General features: G+C 53.4%; 16 protein-coding genes and 1 pseudogene. 6 read left to right on the plus strand and 11 right to left on the minus strand.

Features of this window, described 5'->3' with window-relative positions:
* Nucleotides 1-14: 14 nt before the first annotated feature.
* The 3 genes from argF (ACE15A_RS03525) to arcA form a co-directional block, all read right to left on the minus strand.
* Nucleotides 15-1,019 (minus strand): ornithine carbamoyltransferase, encoded by a 1,005-nt coding sequence (gene argF, locus ACE15A_RS03525; protein ID WP_023248614.1) that lies wholly within the window; start codon nucleotides 1,017-1,019, stop codon nucleotides 15-17.
* A gap of 109 nt (nucleotides 1,020-1,128) precedes the next feature.
* Nucleotides 1,129-2,061, minus strand: coding sequence for a carbamate kinase (gene arcC, locus ACE15A_RS03530; RefSeq protein WP_053507660.1), 933 nt, complete (start codon nucleotides 2,059-2,061; stop codon nucleotides 1,129-1,131).
* Between the two features lie 10 nt (nucleotides 2,062-2,071).
* Nucleotides 2,072-3,292 (minus strand): arginine deiminase, encoded by a 1,221-nt coding sequence (gene arcA / locus ACE15A_RS03535; protein WP_129382360.1) that lies wholly within the window; start codon nucleotides 3,290-3,292, stop codon nucleotides 2,072-2,074.
* A gap of 674 nt (nucleotides 3,293-3,966) precedes the next feature.
* Here arcA and ACE15A_RS03540 point away from each other — a divergent pair.
* On the plus strand, nucleotides 3,967-4,419 hold the full coding sequence (locus ACE15A_RS03540) for a YhcH/YjgK/YiaL family protein (protein ID WP_023248611.1): 453 nt from the start codon (nucleotides 3,967-3,969) through the stop codon (nucleotides 4,417-4,419).
* Nucleotides 4,420-4,492: 73 nt separating this feature from the next.
* Here the strand turns inward: ACE15A_RS03540 and argF (ACE15A_RS03545) are convergent, their stop codons facing one another.
* The gene (gene argF, locus ACE15A_RS03545; RefSeq protein WP_023180060.1) at nucleotides 4,493-5,497 is read right to left on the minus strand and encodes an ornithine carbamoyltransferase; all 1,005 of its coding nucleotides are present in this window, start codon (nucleotides 5,495-5,497) and stop codon (nucleotides 4,493-4,495) included.
* Nucleotides 5,467-5,646, minus strand: coding sequence for a hypothetical protein (locus tag ACE15A_RS03550; protein WP_380912671.1), 180 nt, complete (start codon nucleotides 5,644-5,646; stop codon nucleotides 5,467-5,469). Before ACE15A_RS03550 ends, argF (ACE15A_RS03545) begins: the two co-directional genes overlap by 31 nt.
* A 16-nt stretch (nucleotides 5,647-5,662) precedes the next feature.
* On the opposite strand from ACE15A_RS03550, the gene rraB reads away from it, so the two are divergent.
* Nucleotides 5,663-6,079 carry a ribonuclease E inhibitor RraB gene (rraB, locus tag ACE15A_RS03555; RefSeq protein ID WP_000002940.1) on the plus strand — a complete coding sequence of 139 codons (417 nt, stop codon included), beginning with the start codon at nucleotides 5,663-5,665 and terminating at the stop codon, nucleotides 6,077-6,079.
* Between the two features lie 11 nt (nucleotides 6,080-6,090).
* Nucleotides 6,091-6,904: pseudogene (gene miaE / locus ACE15A_RS03560) on the plus strand (tRNA isopentenyl-2-thiomethyl-A-37 hydroxylase MiaE).
* A gap of 235 nt (nucleotides 6,905-7,139) precedes the next feature.
* On the opposite strand, the gene ACE15A_RS03565 reads toward miaE, so the two are convergent.
* The 4 genes from ACE15A_RS03565 to pepA form a co-directional block, all read right to left on the minus strand.
* Nucleotides 7,140-7,643, minus strand: a complete 504-nt coding sequence (locus tag ACE15A_RS03565; protein WP_023248608.1) for a GNAT family N-acetyltransferase — start codon at nucleotides 7,641-7,643, stop codon at nucleotides 7,140-7,142.
* A gap of 169 nt (nucleotides 7,644-7,812) precedes the next feature.
* The gene (locus tag ACE15A_RS03570; protein WP_064055803.1) at nucleotides 7,813-10,668 is read right to left on the minus strand and encodes a valine--tRNA ligase; all 2,856 of its coding nucleotides are present in this window, start codon (nucleotides 10,666-10,668) and stop codon (nucleotides 7,813-7,815) included.
* Nucleotides 10,668-11,111: a DNA polymerase III subunit chi gene (gene holC / locus ACE15A_RS03575; protein ID WP_023248606.1), complete on the minus strand. Its 444-nt coding sequence runs from the start codon at nucleotides 11,109-11,111 to the stop codon at nucleotides 10,668-10,670. The genes ACE15A_RS03570 and holC overlap by 1 nt, the downstream gene beginning before the upstream one ends.
* Nucleotides 11,112-11,209: 98 nt before the next feature.
* On the minus strand, nucleotides 11,210-12,721 hold the full coding sequence (pepA, locus tag ACE15A_RS03580; RefSeq protein WP_023248605.1) for a leucyl aminopeptidase: 1,512 nt from the start codon (nucleotides 12,719-12,721) through the stop codon (nucleotides 11,210-11,212).
* Nucleotides 12,722-13,000: 279 nt separating this feature from the next.
* Here pepA and ACE15A_RS03585 point away from each other — a divergent pair, with 279 nt between their 5' ends.
* From ACE15A_RS03585 to lptG, 3 genes are all read left to right on the plus strand, one after another.
* Nucleotides 13,001-13,051: a hypothetical protein gene (locus tag ACE15A_RS03585; protein ID WP_212724070.1), complete on the plus strand. Its 51-nt coding sequence runs from the start codon at nucleotides 13,001-13,003 to the stop codon at nucleotides 13,049-13,051.
* A gap of 63 nt (nucleotides 13,052-13,114) precedes the next feature.
* Complete coding sequence (lptF, locus tag ACE15A_RS03590; protein WP_023182613.1) at nucleotides 13,115-14,215, plus strand: LPS export ABC transporter permease LptF; 1,101 nt, start codon at nucleotides 13,115-13,117, stop codon at nucleotides 14,213-14,215.
* Nucleotides 14,215-15,297 carry an LPS export ABC transporter permease LptG gene (lptG, locus tag ACE15A_RS03595; RefSeq protein ID WP_001182242.1) on the plus strand — a complete coding sequence of 361 codons (1,083 nt, stop codon included), beginning with the start codon at nucleotides 14,215-14,217 and terminating at the stop codon, nucleotides 15,295-15,297. Before lptF ends, lptG begins: the two co-directional genes overlap by 1 nt.
* 90 nt (nucleotides 15,298-15,387) lie before the next feature.
* On the opposite strand, the gene ACE15A_RS03600 is transcribed toward lptG, so the two are convergent.
* Together ACE15A_RS03600 and ACE15A_RS03605 are read right to left on the minus strand one after the other, a co-directional pair.
* Entirely contained in the window at nucleotides 15,388-16,890 is a 1,503-nt protein-coding gene (locus ACE15A_RS03600) for a helicase HerA-like C-terminal domain-containing protein (protein ID WP_053507657.1), read from the minus strand.
* A gap of 77 nt (nucleotides 16,891-16,967) precedes the next feature.
* Entirely contained in the window at nucleotides 16,968-17,966 is a 999-nt protein-coding gene (locus tag ACE15A_RS03605) for a LacI family DNA-binding transcriptional regulator (protein ID WP_023248603.1), read from the minus strand.
* Nucleotides 17,967-17,994: the final 28 nt, after the last annotated feature.

Raw genomic sequence — 17,994 nt, forward strand, 5'->3', positions numbered from 1 at the left:
CATATCCTGTGGGATTAGTCGCCGAGCGTCGCCACCATGACCGCTTTGATGGTATGCATCCGGTTTTCCGCTTCATCGAAGACTACCGAGCCAGCGGACTCGAACACCTCTTCCGTGACCTCCAGCCCTTTCAGGCCGTAAGCCATTTCGATTTCGCGTCCCACTTTGGTGTGCTCGTTATGGAAGGCGGGCAGGCAGTGCATAAACTTCACGTCAGGGTTGCCGGTAGCGTCCACCACCTGCTGGTTGACCTGATACGGCGTCATCAGACTGACGCGCTCCGCCCAGGCTTCTTTGGGTTCTCCCATCGAGACCCAGACGTCGGTATAGAGGAAATCCACACCGTGAACGCCGTCTTCAACGCTCTCCGTTAAGGTGATACGAGCGCCGGTAACGCTGGCGATTTCCCGGCACTGCGCGACCAGCGCGGCATCTGGCCAAAAGGACTTTGGCGCTATCAGGCGGATATCCATGCCCATTTTCGCCGCGCCTACCATCAGCGAGTTACCCATGTTGTTGCGCGCGTCGCCCAGGTAGGCGAAGCTCAGTTCCGGCAGCGTTTTGCCCGGCGCATGTTCCAGCATGGTCATCAGATCGGCCAGGATCTGTGTGGGGTGAAATTCATCGGTCAGGCCGTTCCAGACGGGAACGCCAGCGTATTCCCCCAGCTCTTCCACAATGTGTTGACCAAAACCGCGATATTCGATGCCGTCATACATCCGTCCCAGGACGCGAGCGGTATCTTTCATGGACTCTTTATGACCAATCTGTGAGCCGCTTGGGCCGAGATAAGTCACCTGCGCGCCCTGGTCGAAAGCGGCGACTTCAAACGCGCAGCGGGTGCGGGTAGAGGTTTTTTCAAAAATAAGCGCGATATTTTTGCCGAGCAGTGTTTTTTGCTCATGTCCGTTTTTTTTCGCCGATTTCAGCGCAATCGCCAGGTCGATAAGGTGCTGGATTTCCTCCGGGGTGTAGTCAAGTAGCTTCAAAAAGTTACGATTTTTCAGTGTAATAGCCATTACAATATCCTTGTTAAAATGAATTTCCAGATGGCGCTGCGCTTATCAGGTCTACGGTTATGCGCGTTCTGTAGGCCGGATAAGGCGAAGCGCCATCCGGCAAAAAGCCTTATGCGTTAGCGTCAACGGTTTCGCATCGAATCAGGGTTCCTTTCTCACCCGCGAGAATGGCTTGCCCATCCGCCAGCGAGCCGATTCCGGCAATGCCGCGGCAATGGCTGACAAACTCGGCGCAGGCGGTCACTTTCGGGCCCATCGAACCGGCGTCGAACTGCATTTCACGAAGCCGCTCCGGCGTAACCTGCGCCAGCGGATGTTGGGTGGGTTTGCCCCAGTCGAGATACACCGCGTCGGCATCGGTCAGAATGAGCAGCGCGTCGGCGTGAATTTGGCTGGCAAGCAGGGCGGCGGACAGATCTTTGTCGATCACCGCCTCGATACCGTGGTAGCCATCGGCTTTTTCCACGACCGGCACACCGCCGCCGCCGTTACAGATAACCAGGTGATCGCGGCTAATCAGCGCGCGGATGGCATCGTTTTCCACAATGCGTTTCGGCTGCGGGGAGGGCACAACGCGGCGGAAGGCGTTACCGTCGGCTTTGAATACCCAGCCCTTTTCTGCCTGTAACGCACGGGCCTGCGCTTCGTCGTAAATGGGGCCGATATATTTGGTTGGATTGAGGAATGCCGGGTCGTTGGCATCGACTTCGACCTGGGTGAGCAGGACGCTGATTTCACGCTCCGGCAGATGATTCTTCAGCGCCTGTTGCAGCATGTAGCCAATCATGCCCTGGCTTTCCGCACCGAGAATATCGAGCGGGTAGGGCGTAACGTTAGCGTAGGCGCTATTTTGTAGCGCCAGCAGCCCTACCTGTGGGCCGTTGCCATGCACTAACACTACGCGCCATTGCCGGGTAAGCTGGGCGATGGTTCTGGCCGCCAGTTCGATATTTTTACGCTGAATATCAGCCTCCAGCGGTTCGCCGCGTTTGAGCAGCGCATTGCCGCCCAGCGCGACGACCAGTGTGCGTTTGTTTTCCATAACGTCTCCTTTAAATACCATCGCGTTCCAGTGGACAGCTCATGCAGCGTGCGCCTCCGCGCCCGCGACCCAGTTCATTGCCGGGAATGGGAAGGACGGTAATGCCGGCTTTGTCGTATTTTTCGTTGGTCCAGATGTTGCGCTCATAGCCCACCACCACGCCGGGACGCAGGGTGAGCACGTTATTGGCGTCATTCCACTGTTCGCGCTCAGCTTCAAATGCGTCGCCGCCAGTGGTGATTAAGCGCACCTGATCGATGCCAAGCGCTTTTTCAAGAGCGTGAACCAGCGTGCTCTCCTGGGTTCGTTTCAGATCGCCGTGTCCGTCTGGCGTCAGCGTCCAGCACTGAACGTTCGGGCGAACGACTTCCGGATAGACGGAGAAGGTGTCGATATCAATGTGGGTCATGACGGTGTCAAGGTGCATGCAGGAGCGATGTTTTGGCAGCTCAACGGCAATGACGCGTTCCGCCTGACGATGTTTAAACAATGCCTGCGCCAGGAACTCAATGCCCTGCGGCGTAGTTCGTTCAGACATACCGATCAGAACCGCGCCGCGGCCAATCACCAGCACATCGCCGCCCTCTAAAGTGGCGTGGTCGTAATTAATGTTTTCGTCGCCGAAATATTTAATGAAATCACCGTCCGCGAATTGTGGATGCCAGCGATAAATAGCACGTAAATTATTTGTTTCACGTTGACGTGCAGGCTTTGCCATGGGGTTAATTGAGACGCCGTTATATATCCAGCAGGACGTGTCACGGGTAAATAGGTGATTCGGTAATGGCTTCATAATAAAGTCATTAATATCGTGAGTATCGACCACCATATTTTTTATGGAGGCGGGGATTTCGCCGTAAGTTAAACCGCCGCTTAAATGGCGAGCCAGTTCACGGTGCGGCATATCTGCCAGCCAGGCGCGAATATCTGCGGCAAAGGTGGGCCCAAGGCGATAATCGGAAATTTGCGTATCCAGCAGCCAGGTTTTGGCATCAGCCACATCCAGCGTTTGGGTGAGCAGATCGGTTAACAACAACACTTCTACCCCTTGCTGGCGCAGCGTGTTGGCAAAAATGTCATGCTCTTCGCCAGCGCGCTCTACGGATAATACATCGTCAAAAAGCAATTCCTGACAATTTGAAGGGGTAAGTCTTTTTAGGCTTAGATTGGGACGATGCAACATTACGCTGCGTAATTGACCGATTTCAGAACCGACAAAATGCTTTTCCATCGTTATACCTTTTACATAATTTCAAGAATAAAGAAGGAGTGGCTGCAAATATTTAGTGTGCTTGCAGTCGCGGCGTTTCAGTTAATTTCGGGAGCAATTATTGAATTTTATTAGGGGCGTTAATGTGATGGGATTCACATCAATTAAGGAGTGCTATTTTTCTTGTTTAATATATGAACCGGCTCAGAGAAATTCAAAAAATAATAAAGTATTAAATGAATTACTACGCAGCTATACGGTTTGTTATTTTTCATTGTTAATTATTTGTTTATTGTGTTGAATGGTATTTAAATCATAACTTATTGAAAATAAACTAATTATTCCCAACGATTGCATAACTATGCGTGAGGGTGATTTTATTATCGGGGATACTTAGATAATTTAAAAATAACTATGGATATGGAAGTAGTTTATGCAGGGAGCGCGAATTGTGATCGCTAAAACGTTTTTATGTTAACACCTTTAATATCAAATGGTTGCTGGTAGTGGCAATTTGGCGTCGCTGGGGTTTATGCATAGAGGCTGCATAAAGACTGGCGTACTATTAACAAAATATAAACACCACTGGCGATAAACATGCGCTGGCGCAAAATCGATGAGAGTAAGGGTAGTATGGCAGCCATTTTTCTCGTATAAATAGAAAACTAAAACACTGTTTTAACTAAGGGGATGCGATGATTGTTGGCAATATTGAATATCTGGAGGCCTGGCTGCCGACGGCGCTACGTCAGGCGATTGAGCATATCAAAGCACATGTCGCGGCAACGACTGCGTCAGGTAAGTATGAGATTGACGGCGACAGGCTGTTTTATATGATTTCTGAAAATATGACGGAGCCAGGTGAATCGCGTAGCGCAGAGTATCACGCCCGTTATCTTGATATTCAGATTGTGCTACAAGGTCAGGAAGGGATGGCATTCAGTACCCGGCCTGCGGGAACGCCGCACACGGACTGGCTGGCGGATAAAGACATCGCATTTTTACCGGCGAGCGTCGGGGAGAAAACCGTCGTCCTGAACGAAGGCGACTTCGTGGTGTTTTATCCCGGCGAAGTGCATAAGCCACTGTGCGCGGTGGGAGAGCCAGCACAGGTACGTAAAGCGGTTGTGAAAATGCTGATGGCGTAATTTTTTGTGCCGGATGGCGGCGCCTACACGTTGCGATTTTGTGGGACAACCGCCATCCGGCATCATAACGTCCTTATTTAGACAGCGTCGCTACCATCACCGCTTTGATGGTATGCATTCGGTTTTCCGCCTCATCAAAGACAATGCTGGCCGCAGACTCAAAAACCTCGTCGGTCACTTCCATCCCGCCATGTAAACCATACTCTTCGGCCATTTTTTTGCCGAGCGTGGTTTCGTCATCGTGGAACGCAGGCAGACAATGCAGGAACTTAACCTGCGGATTGCCGGTTAACGCCATCATCTGGCTGTTGACCTGATAGTCACGCAGCAGGGCAATACGCTCCGCCCATTTCTCTTTGGGTTCGCCCATAGAGACCCAAACATCGGTATAGATAAAATCCGCGCCTTTTACGCCCGAGGCGATATCTTCAGTCAGGGTGATGGCGCCGCCGTTCTTTTTCGCCATGGCGCTGCATTCCGCCACTAACGCGGCTTGCGGCCAACAGGCTTTTGGCGCGACCAGACGGAGATCCAACCCTGTTAACGCAGCGGCTTCCAGCATGGAGTTGCCCATGTTATTGCGCGCATCTCCGGCATAAACCAACGTCATCTCGTTAAAGGCTTTACCCGGCAGATGTTCCTGCATGGTGAGCAGATCCGCCAATAATTGCGTTGGGTGAAACTCATCGGTTAAACCGTTCCATACCGGCACACCGGAATATTCAGCCAGCGTTTCGACGATCTCCTGACCATATCCTCGATACTGGATACCGTCAAACATCCGGCCCAGGACGCGGGCGGTATCTTTGATGGATTCTTTATGGCCGATCTGGCTACCGCTGGAACCCAGGTATGTTACGCGCGCGCCCTGATCGTATGCGGCAACTTCGAAAGAGCATCGTGTACGGGTCGAGTCTTTTTCGAAGATGAGCGCAATATTTTTACCCACCAACTTTTGTTCTTCTTTACCGTTTTTCTTATCGGCTTTCAGTTTGGCGGCAAGCTGCAACAGAGCAGTGAGTTCGCTGGCGGTGAAATCAAGTAACTTTAAAAAAGGTTTTTGGTAAAACGTAGACATACTTCCCTCACATGGCCTGGGCCTCTTGTTGAATTAAAATTCACTTTATATGGATTATTATTCATTTGCAACCCTGTTTGATAAAACTTTTCTCGATAAGGTGGAGGCAACGTCGGCGGTGTGTGACAATAAGAGTATCGGCAGGACATCTACGAGGAATGAGCTATGGCAAACCCGGAATTACTGGAAGAACAGCGTGAAGAAACGCGTTTAATTATTGAAGAGTTACTCGAGGACGGCAGCGATCCGGACGCGCTGTACACTATCGAGCATCACCTTTCCGCCGACGATTTCGAAACGTTGGAAAAAGCAGCGGTAGAAGCCTTTAAACTCGGTTATGAAGTGACGGAGCCGGAAGAGTTGGAAGTGGAAGAGGGTGACACGGTCATTTGCTGCGATATCCTCAGCGAATGCGCGTTGAACGCCGAACTCATCGACGCTCAGGTTGAGCAACTGATGAACCTGGCGGAAAAATATGATGTTGAATACGACGGTTGGGGAACCTATTTCGAAGACCCTAACGGCGAAGAGGGTGATGACGACGATTATGTCGATGAAGATGACGACGGCGTGCGTCACTAAAGCTGAATAGTATGATGGTACGGCAGCATTTGCTGTCGTATTTTTTTCAACAGGTTACGTATGAATTACCCGCAAATACTCTCTCCGGTGCTTAATTTCCTGCATTGCCCGACGCCACAGGCGTGGATTGTTCAGGCCCGCGATCCGCAAAATCTTCCTCTTCTGCTTACCGATCACTTGATCTGCGAACTAAAGGCCGCGCAAACCGCGTTGCTGTTAGTGCGTAAATATGTCGCCGATAAATCGGGCACCGACGCGCTGCTCGCCTGGTTGCAACCTTACGAGGCGTTCGCGTTTCGTCAGGGATCGGAGCCGGATTTTGTTGCCTTGCATCGACAGATTAGCAAAAGTGTCATGCCGAAAACTGATGACCCCTGGGGACGTCAGCTTGTCGACCGTATGGTGTTATTGATTAAAGAGGAGTTGCACCATTTTTGGCAGGTACGCGAGGTCATGCAGGCCAGAAACATTCCTTATGTGAAAATCACCGCCAGCCGCTACGCGAAAGGAATGTTGAAAACGGTACGCACGCACGAACCACTCACCTTAATTGATAAGCTGATTTGCGGGGCGTATATCGAAGCCCGCTCCTGCGAACGTTTTGCCGCTCTGGCGCCCTGGCTGGATGATGATTTGCAGACATTTTATCTCTCGCTCCTGCGATCCGAAGCGCGCCATTATCAGGATTACCTGGCGCTGGCGCAGCAGATTTCCGACGAGGACATTTCTGCGCGCGTGCGCTATTTTGGCGACGTGGAAGCCGACCTTATCTTGTCGCCAGACCGCGAGTTTCGTTTTCATAGCGGCGTGCCTGTCGCCGGGTAAACGGCGCACGGACCAGGAGAACAATATCTTAAATTGATGAAAATGGAAGTAGTCATCATTTTGCGCCAGGCAGACATGATAGCTATTTTTTATATTTATCGTTAAATAAAGTATCTGCCGTTATTCAGCCTTAACGTGATGAAGTCTGAAGGAACGGATAAAGAAATAACCTGCAATCCGTCCAATATTTGGATTGCAGGTAGTAAGATTCCATGTATGCATTGCTGATGCGAAATTACAGTACTTTTAACATCCGCACTTCGCAATCGACATGTCCGGTGCAGCCGAGCGGTTCGCTAATATGTTCAAACCCTAAACGTTCGTACAGCGCAATCGCCTCGCGTAAAAAAGCCGTCGTTTCCAGATAGCAGCGTTTAAAACCCTGTTCACGAGCATGATCCAGCGCCATCAGCGCCAGCTTTTTCGCCAGTCCCTGACCACGAATTACCGGCAAAAAGTACATTTTTTGCAGTTCACAAATATCCGGTTCGCTACAGGATAATGGCGCCACGCCACCACCACCCACTATGCTACCGTTTTGCTCTATCACCCAATAGGCTGCGCCCGGTTGACTATAAACCTGATGCAGTTCATCCAGATTAGGGTCGGCGACGGTATAACCTTTATCGGCGGTAAGTCCGTATTCCGCAGAAACCTGACGGATGACGCGGGCAATTGCGGCGTTATCATCGGCAGAAATTCGACGCAGCGTCGCCGCGACGGAGGTAATGGCACTCATAGCGAACTCATGACATAAAAGTGAGACATATGCAGTTAATACCACTGCGGTAAGGGGAAGCGCAAGCGATGATAATTCAATAAAAAGCCTCTGAGCAGATGCGTCAGAGGCTTTTATCGTCTGCGATGCCAGTAGGCCGGATAAGCGTAGCGCCATCCGGCAAACAGCTTTACAGCGCGGCGATGACCGCCTGCTGCTCAATCAGCTTCGCTTTCGCTTCGGCGTAACCTTCCAGCTTTTCACGCTCTTTAGCGATTACCGCTTCCGGCGCGCGGGCGACGAAACCTTCGTTGGAAAGTTTGCCTTCAATACGGGCAATCTCACCTTCGATTTTCGCCACTTCTTTCGCCAGACGCGCCAGCTCATCGTCTTTATTGATGAGGCCCGCCATCGGGATCAGCAGTTCGGCGCCGTCGATAATCTTGGTCACAGAAACCGGACCTTTATCATCGCCTGGCAGCACGGTGATGCTTTCCAGACGCGCCAAAGTTTGCAGGAAGTTGCGGTTGTCATTGACGCGACGAACGGCTTCTTCACTACAGCCGCGCAGCAACAGTTCCAGCGGCTTGCCCGGCGCGATGTTCATTTCCGCGCGGATATTACGTACGGCGATGATTGCCTGCTTCAGCCATTCGGTATCGGCGAGCGCCACTTCATCCACCTGAGATGCATTGTACTGCGGGAACGGCTGTAGCATGATGGTGTCAGCAGTGATACCGCAAATCACTTTCACGCGCTGCCAGATGGTTTCGGTGATAAACGGAATGATCGGGTGTGCCAGGCGCAGCAGACCTTCCAGTACCGTCACCAGCGTATGGCGCGTGCCGCGCAGTTCCGCTTCCGTTCCGCCGTTCATCACCGGCTTGGTCAGTTCCAGATACCAGTCGCAGAACTGGTTCCAGGTAAATTCATACAGAATCCCCGCCGCGATATCGAAGCGGAAGCTGTCCAGCGCGTCGCGATAGGCCTTGATGGTCTGGTTGAATTCCGCCAGAATCCAGCGGTCCGCCAGCGACAGAGTCATCTCGCCGCCGTTGAAGCCGCAATCATTTCCTTCAGTATTCATCAGTACGAAACGGCTGGCGTTCCACAGCTTGTTACAGAAGTTGCGGTAACCTTCCAGGCGTTTCATATCCCAGTTGATATCGCGACCGGTCGAGGCCAGCGCCGCCAGGGTGAAGCGCAGGGCGTCGGTGCCGTGCGGCTCGATGCCGTTCGGGAACTGTTTTTCGGTACGCTTGCGGATTTTCTCCGCCATCTGCGGCTGCATCATATTGCCGGTGCGTTTTTCCAGCAGCTCCGGCAGGGAGATGCCGTCCACCATATCCAGCGGGTCAATCACGTTGCCCTTGGACTTGGACATCTTCTGGCCTTCGTCATCACGAATCAGACCGGTCATGTAGACGGTATGGAACGGTACCTGCGGTTTGCCGTTTTCATCTTTGATGAAGTGCATGGTCATCATGATCATGCGGGCAATCCAGAAGAAGATGATGTCGAAGCCGGAGACCATCACGCTGGTCGGGTGGAACTGACGCAGGGCGTCGGTGTTTTCCGGCCAGCCCAGCGTTGAGAAGGTCCACAGAGCGGAGGAGAACCAGGTGTCGAGAACGTCATCGTCCTGGCGGAGCTGAACGTCTGCGCCGAGGTTATTTTCCTGGCGTACTTCATCTTCATTGCGGCCCACGTAGACGTTACCCGCGTCGTCGTACCATGCCGGGATACGGTGGCCCCACCATAGCTGACGGGAGATACACCAGTCCTGAATATCACGCATCCAGGAGAAGTACATATTTTCGTACTGCTTCGGCACGAACTGAATGTCGCCGTTCTCAACCGCTTCAACCGCCGGTTTAGCCAGCACGCCGGCACGGACGTACCACTGGTCGGTCAGCATTGGTTCAATGACCACGCCGCCGCGGTCGCCATAAGGGACGGTCAGGTCGTGTGGTTTGATCTCTTCCAGCAAACCCAGCGCATCAACGGCAGCGACGATCGCTTTACGCGCGGCAAAGCGTTCCAGTTTCTGGAACTCAGCCGGAATCTCGCTGGAATAAACATCGGACTCTTCACCTTTGGTATCGAACACTTCCGCGCTTTCGCGAATGTCGCCGTCAAAGGTCAGGATGTTGATCATCGGCAGGGCGTGACGACGACCGACTTCATAGTCGTTAAAGTCGTGCGCCGGAGTGATCTTCACGCAGCCGGTGCCTTTTTCCATGTCGGCGTGTTCATCGCCGACAATCGGAATGCGGCGATTCACCAGCGGCAGGACCACAAATTTGCCAATCAGGTCTTTATAACGCGGATCTTCCGGGTTTACTGCCACGCCGGTATCGCCCAGCAGGGTTTCCGGACGCGTCGTGGCGACCACCAGATAATCTTTACCGTCGGCGGTTTTCGCACCGTCGGCCAGTGGATAGCGGATGTGCCACATTGAGCCTTTCGACTCGCGGTTTTCCACTTCAAGGTCAGAGATGGCGGTGCGCAGTTTCGGGTCCCAGTTCACCAGGCGTTTGCCGCGGTAGATCAGATCTTCTTTATACAGGCGGACAAAGACTTCTTTCACGGCATTGGAAAGGCCTTCGTCCATGGTGAAGCGCTCGCGTTCCCAGTCAACTGAGTTGCCGAGACGGCGCATCTGGCGGGTAATGGTGCCGCCAGATTCCGCTTTCCACTGCCAGATTTTGTCGATAAACGCATCGCGGCCGTAATCGTGACGGGTTTTACCTTCTTCAGCGGCAATCTTGCGTTCAACCAACATCTGGGTCGCGATCCCGGCGTGGTCGGTGCCGACCTGCCACAGGGTGTTTTTGCCCTGCATACGCTGGTAACGGATCATCGTATCCATGATGGTTTGCTGGAAAGCATGTCCCATATGCAAACTGCCGGTGACGTTCGGCGGCGGGATCATGATGCAGAAACTCTCCTGGCTTTCATCGCCATTCGGTTTGAAATAGCCCTGCTTTTCCCAGTGCTCGTAAAGCGGCTGTTCGATATCTTGGGGATTATATGTCTTTTCCATTATTTCCAGGTTGCCGTATTCAGGTTAAAACCAGCCACGCGGTAGGCTTTGTAGCGTTCGCGAGCCAGTTGTTTCAAAGTTTCTTCGTAAGGGACGAAGTCTACCACTTCTGTGAAAGCGGTGGCAAAATCTGCAAAGCTTGTACGCAGGCTGATTAAAATATCGCGCGGGCTGCTGTTGCGTTTTTGCGGCCAGGCGATTTCGACTGGCGCGCCGCCGCGTGGCCCTTCGCCTGCCAGATTGTGCGGGACAAAGCTTTCCGCCGGTCTCGCCCACAGAGCTTCATCCAGCCGAATGGCCTGCTTTTCGTCTTCGCAGGCGATCAGCACGCGCTTGCCGGCGCGCCAACGTTCTGCGGCAATTTCACACACCAGTTGTTCAACGGCGCTTAAACCGTCGGCGGTGGTGTCATTGTCCAGAAGATAGAACGTCGCATTTTTCATATATGGGGCTTCTTGTGGTGGATTTAAATGCATTGCCATGATGCGCCCCGTAGGCTGGATGGCGCTGCGCTTATCCGGCCTGCGGGGTAATTTCAACCTTACTCTTCGCCGTTAAAACCTGCGCGATTGAGCAGGAACTGCGACAGCAGCGCTACCGGACGACCGGTCGCGCCTTTCGCTTTGCCGGAGCGCCAGGCGGTGCCGGCGATATCCAGGTGCGCCCAGTTGTATTTACGGGTAAAGCGAGACAGGAAGCAGCCCGCGGTGATGGCACCGCCAGGACGCCCGCCAATGTTCGCCATATCCGCAAAGTTGGACTCCAGTTGTTCCTGGTACTCATCGCCCAGCGGCAGACGCCACGCGCGGTCGCCCGCCTGCTCGGACGCGCCGATCAGTTCATGCGCCAGCGGGTTATGGTTCGACATCAGACCGGTAATGTGATGGCCCAGCGCAATCACGCAGGCACCGGTTAGCGTCGCGACGTCAATAACGGCTTCCGGCTCGAAGCGTTCAACGTAGGTCAGCACATCGCACAAAACCAGACGGCCTTCGGCATCGGTATTCAGCACTTCAACCGTCTGACCGGACATGGTGGTCAGTACGTCGCCCGGACGATACGCGCGTCCGCCCGGCATGTTTTCACAGCCCGCCAGTACGCCGATAACGTTGATCGGTAGCTGAAGTTCGGCGACCATACGCATCACGCCGTACACCGCCGCCGCGCCGCACATGTCGTACTTCATCTCGTCCATCCCTTCAGATGGCTTGATGGAGATGCCGCCGGAGTCGAAGGTCAGGCCCTTACCCACCAGCACGATCGGGCGCGCGTCTTCGGATGGATTGCCCTTGTACTCAATAACCGACATCAGCGATTCGTTCTGCGAACCGTGGCCGACCGCCAGATAAGCGTTCATTCCCAGTTCGCGCATCTGCTGTTCGCCGATCACGCGAGTAATGACATTTTGGCTGTAGCTGTCGGCCAACTGGCGCGCCTGTGACGCCAGGTAGGCGGCGTTACAGATATTGGGCGGCATGTTGCCGAGATCTTTCGCGGCCTTAATCCCGGCGGCGATGGCCAGACCGTGCTGGATGGCGCGTTCGCCGCTGGTGAGCTCACGGCGGGTTGGCACATTAAAGACCATTTTACGTAGCGGGCGGCGCGGCTCGCTTTTATTGGTCTTGAGTTGATCAAAGCTATAAAGCGTCTCTTTGGCCGTTTCGACGGCCTGACGCACTTTCCAGTAGTTGTTGCGGCCTTTAACGTGCAGTTCGGTCAGGAAGCAGACGGCTTCCATCGAGCCGGTATCATTCAGAGTATTTATCGTTTTCTGAATAACCTGCTTATACTGACGTTCATCAAGCTCGCGCTCTTTGCCGCAACCAATGAGGAGGATTCGCTCGGAAAGAACGTTAGGAACATGGTGCAGCAACAGAGTCTGCCCCGGTTTTCCTTCCAGTTCGCCGCGACGCAGCAATGCGCTGATGTATCCGTCGCTAATTTTGTCGAGCTGTTCTGCAATCGGAGAAAGGCGACGCGGTTCAAAGACGCCCACGACAATGCAGGCACTCCGCTGTTTCTCCGGGCTACCGCTTTTTACACTGAACTCCATGCACTATGCTCCTGAATCTTAAAGACAACAGTGGTGGCTACAGCTATACTCGTCGTCTTTCAAGTTGCAGATGCGTTGGCTGCGCCTGCTCACCCCTGTCACTTACCTGATGTAAGCTCCGGGGCTTCACAGTCTTGCCGCCTGCCTGCAACTCGAAATCCATAGAGTATAGAAATTGAAAGCTTTCGTAACTCATGTCCGCTGTTGCGGTGACTTCGTGTTAATCTTAACGTTATTACGGTATTGGCACGTCAGAACAAGTTCTGAGAGGTGAATCCGCTGAGTATAATGATCTTAGCGATGATTTCGACGACTCAAGAGAATAAATGACGTTTAAGCCATGAAACAAGCTAAATTCCAGCAAAAAAACGGGTTTTTACGGGCGTATTTAAAGTGATAATCATAAGATATCTGGTGCGGGAGACGCTCAAAAGCCAGCTGGCGATACTCTTCATCTTGCTTTTGATCTTCTTTTGTCAAAAGTTAGTGAGGATTCTCGGCGCGGCGGTTGATGGCGATATTCCCGCAAATCTGGTGCTCTCGCTTCTGGGGCTGGGCGTACCGGAAATGGCGCAGCTCATCCTGCCATTAAGCCTGTTCCTGGGGCTTCTGATGACGCTGGGCAAACTGTATACCGAAAGTGAAATTACGGTCATGCACGCCTGCGGCTTGAGCAAAGCCGTCCTGGTAAAGGCCGCCATGGTACTGGCGTTATTTACCGGTATCCTTGCGGCGGTTAACGTAATGTGGGCTGGCCCCTGGTCGTCGAAACACCAGGATGAAGTGCTGGCGGAGGCGAAAGCGAACCCCGGTATGGCGGCGCTGGCGCAGGGACAATTCCAGCAGGCGACCAACGGCAGTTCGGTGCTGTTTATTGAAAGCGTTGATGGCAGCGACTTCCACGATGTTTTCCTTGCGCAAATTCGGCCTAAGGGCAATGCTCGTCCTTCTGTGGTGGTGGCCGACTCCGGACATTTGACTCAGTTGCGGGATGGTTCCCAGGTTGTCACCTTAAACAAAGGGACGCGCTTTGAAGGGACGGCGTTGCTACGCGATTTTCGCATCACCGACTTTCAGAACTATCAGGCGATTATTGGCCATCAGGCTGTGGCGCTGGACCCGAACGATACCGACCAGATGGACATGCGCACGCTGTGGAATACCGACAACGATCGCGCTCGCGCCGAACTGCACTGGCGTATCACGTTAGTCTTTACCGTATTTATGATGGCGCTGATGGTCGTGCCGCTCAGCGTGGTGAATCCACGTCAGGGGCGGGTCTTGTCTATGCTGCCGGCCATGCTGCTTTATCTGTTGTTCTTCCTGATCCAGACGTCCATTAAATCGAATGGCGGTAAAGGTAAACTGGACCCGGTTATCTGGATGTGGGTGGTCAACCTAATCTATCTGGCGTTGGCGATTGGTTTGAACCTGTGGGATACGGTGCCGGTCCGCCGCCTGCGTGCCCGCTTTCTGCGTAAAGGAGCGGTATAATGCAGCCATTTGGTGTACTTGACCGCTATATCGGTAAAACCATTTTTACCACCATCATGATGACGTTGTTCATGCTGGTGTCGCTCTCCGGGATCATCAAGTTTGTCGATCAGCTGAAAAAAGCGGGGCAGGGTAACTACGACGCGCTGGGCGCGGGTATGTACACCTTGCTCAGCGTACCTAAGGATATCCAGATCTTCTTTCCTATGGCGGCGCTGCTTGGCGCGCTGCTGGGACTGGGGATGCTGGCGCAGCGTAGCGAACTGGTGGTGATGCAGGCATCGGGTTTCACCCGTATGCAGGTGGCGCTGTCGGTGATGAAAACGGCTATCCCCCTGGTGTTGTTAACCATGGCGATCGGCGAATGGGTCGCCCCGCAGGGCGAGCAGATGGCGCGTAACTACCGTGCGCAGGCGATGTATGGCGGTTCGCTGCTTTCCACCCAGCAAGGTCTGTGGGCGAAAGATGGGAATAACTTTGTCTACATTGAACGGGTGAAGGGCGACGAGGAGCTGGCCGGCATTAGTATTTACGCTTTCAACGATCAGCGTCGTTTGCAGTCGGTGCGTTACGCCGCTTCGGCAAAATTTGACCCGGAGCATAAGGTCTGGCGTTTGTCGCAGGTGGATGAGTCCGATCTGCAAAACCCGAAACAGATCACCGGTTCGCAGACGGTGAGCGGCACCTGGAAAACGAACTTGACGCCGGATAAGTTAGGCGTGGTGGCGCTGGACCCGGATGCGCTTTCCATCAGCGGTCTGCATAACTATGTTAAATATCTGAAGTCGAGCGGACAGGACGCCGGGCGTTATCAGCTCAATATGTGGAGTAAAATCTTCCAGCCGCTCTCCGTGGCGGTGATGATGCTGATGGCGCTGTCATTTATTTTCGGGCCGCTACGCAGCGTACCGATGGGCGTGCGTGTGGTGACGGGGATTAGCTTCGGCTTCGTATTCTACGTCCTCGACCAGATTTTTGGCCCGCTGACGCTGGTATATGGCATTCCGCCGATTGTCGGCGCTCTGTTGCCGAGCGCCTCGTTCTTCCTGATTAGCCTCTGGCTAATGCTGCGTAAGTCATAGCATCCGGCATAGTACCGGGCTTATCCGGCCTACATAGTACAGCTTTGTAGGCCGGATAAGGCGTTTACGCCGCCATCCGGCACATTGCCGTTAGCGTCTTCTGCCACCCAGCAGACTGCCTAACATTCCTCGAATGATTTGATGAGTAACCTGACGCGCCGCGCTTTTGGCTACACTTTGTATCACGCCATCGCGCTTGCCGCCGCGCGGTCCGGTACTGCCAAACAGGATCTCCTTTAGCCCACCAGGAACACTGCCGTCTACAGCGGGTGTCGTACCTTTTGTCGGAGGGGTATTCTGTTTTTCGGTAGTGGCCTGAATGCCTTTTTGCAACATTTCATATGCCGACTCACGGTCAACGTCGTCTTCATACTTGCCGTACAGCGCAGAGTGATTGATAAGCCCGTTGCGCTCATCATCCGTCACTGGCCCCATACGTGAACAGGGAGCGATAACCATCGCCCGCTCTACCACCGACGGGCTGCCTTTGGCATCTAAAAATGAGATCAGCGCCTCGCCGGTGCCCAGTTCCTGAATCGCTTTTTCCGTATCAAACGCCGGATTGGCGCGCATGGTCTGCGCCGCGGTTTTCACCGCCTTCTGATCCTTCGGCGTGAAGGCGCGTAAAGCGTGCTGGACGCGATTGCCCAACTGGCCGAGCACGTTGTCTGGAATGTCCGATGGGTTTTGGGAGACGAACCAGACGCCGACGCCTTTCGAGCGGATCAGACGGATAACTTGTTCGATTTTATCCAGCAGCACCTGCGGAGCATCATTGAATAGCAGGTGTGCCTCGTCGAAGAAAAACACCAGCTTCGGTTTCTCCAGGTCGCCGGCTTCCGGTAACTGTTCGTAAAGTTCGGAGAGCATCCACAGCAGGCTGGCGGCGTACAGTTTCGGCATCTGGTAGAGTTTTTCCGCGCTGAGGATATTAATGATCCCTTTGCCGCTGGCATCGGTGCGCATCCAGTCGTAGATATCCAGCATCGGCTCGCCGAAGAAGTGCGCTGCGCCCTGTTGCTCCAGCGTAAGCAATCCGCGCTGGATTGCCCCGACCGAAGCGCTGCTAATATTGCCATACTGATTCTGGAAAGATTTGGCGTTATCGCCGATATACTGGGTAATTGCCCGTAGATCTTTGAAATCCAGCAGTAATAACCCCTGGTCATCGGCGATGCGGAAAATGATATTCAGTACGCCGGATTGTACCTCGTTCAGGTTTAACAATCGGGCAAGCAGCAACGGCCCGAGATCGGAGACCGTCGCTCGCAGCGGATGCCCTTTCTCGCCAAAGATATCCCATAACGTGACCGGGCTGGCGTGTGGCTGCCAGTCAGACACGCCGATATTTTTCAGCCGCGCGAGCAGTTTCTCCGACGCCAGCCCTTCTTGCGCCACGCCGGTTAAGTCGCCTTTTACATCTGCCATAAACACCGGTACGCCGATGCCTGACAGTGATTCTGCCACTTTCTGGAGCGTGACGGTTTTTCCGGTGCCGGTAGCGCCGGTGATTAGCCCATGACGATTAGCCATCTCCGGCAGTAAAAACAGTTCCGTTTCCGGCGTGCGGGCAATTAACAGAGGTGCGCTCATTGAGATGTTCTCCACGTTTTCTGCCTGGAGTATAGGCAATCTGCGGGAAAGAGAATGAGCGCGGTAGGGCAAAAAATTTATAATGTGTTGCCGTGATAAATCTGATAACCCAAATCAATCGTATTATGGTTGAGATCGTTATTTTTAATTTTGTTAAGCAACATCTGCGCAGCCCTGCGCCCGATCTCAAAACGAGGGGTAATTACACTGGCGAGGCTCGGTATCATTTGCCTGCCCATCTCCAGACCGTGGAATCCGGCGATGGAGATCTGCTCCGGTACGGCCAGTTGACGCTCGCGGCACCACAGTAGAGCGCCCATTGCGATATCGTCGTTAGTACAAAAGACGCCATCTACGTCCGGGTGTGCAGTAAGCGCATCACGCATTAGCTGTATCCCCAGATGGATAGAGGAGATAGCGCGGGGATTGATGCGCAACGGCGCCAGCCCCCGGTGCGTCATCGCATCGCAGTAGCCATGATAACGCTGCTCATCACGGATATCGTCTTTTGAACCCAGATAGAGGATTTTCCGCCGCTGGCGTTTATCCAGCATGGTGCTGACCATATCAAAGGCGGCCTGACGGTTATCAAACCCCACTTCCATATCTAACCGATCGCCCTGGATATCCATGAGTTCTACAATCGGAAGGGTAGCTGAGCGCAGGAATTTGACGGTTCTGAGCGTATGATATTTTTCTGAAAGAATAATGCCGTCGATATTGTAAGACAGTAAATTGATAACGGACTCTTCTTCCGAATCGCGATCGTAATTGTAATTCGCAATAAGAGTTTGGTAGTTATGACCCGACGTCACGGATTCAATCCCGGCAAGAATGTCGGCAAACAACTGGTTCTGGAAAGAGGGGATCAGCACGCCGAGAGTGTAACTTTGCGCGTTTAACAACATAGCTGGCGCGCGATTGGGTATGTAGTTAATTTCCTCCATGATCTGCGCAATACGCTCGCCGGTTTCCCTGGCGACTTTTTTCGGCGAGCGGATGTAACGGCTCACCGTCATTTTTGTCACGCCTGCAAGCGTAGCGATATCCTGCAAAGAAATTCTGTGATTCCTCATGGTTTCTCCAGTACCGGGGGCGGGAAAG

Source organism: Salmonella sp. HY31, assembly GCF_042604575.1.
Classification (GTDB): domain Bacteria; phylum Pseudomonadota; class Gammaproteobacteria; order Enterobacterales; family Enterobacteriaceae; genus Salmonella; species Salmonella diarizonae.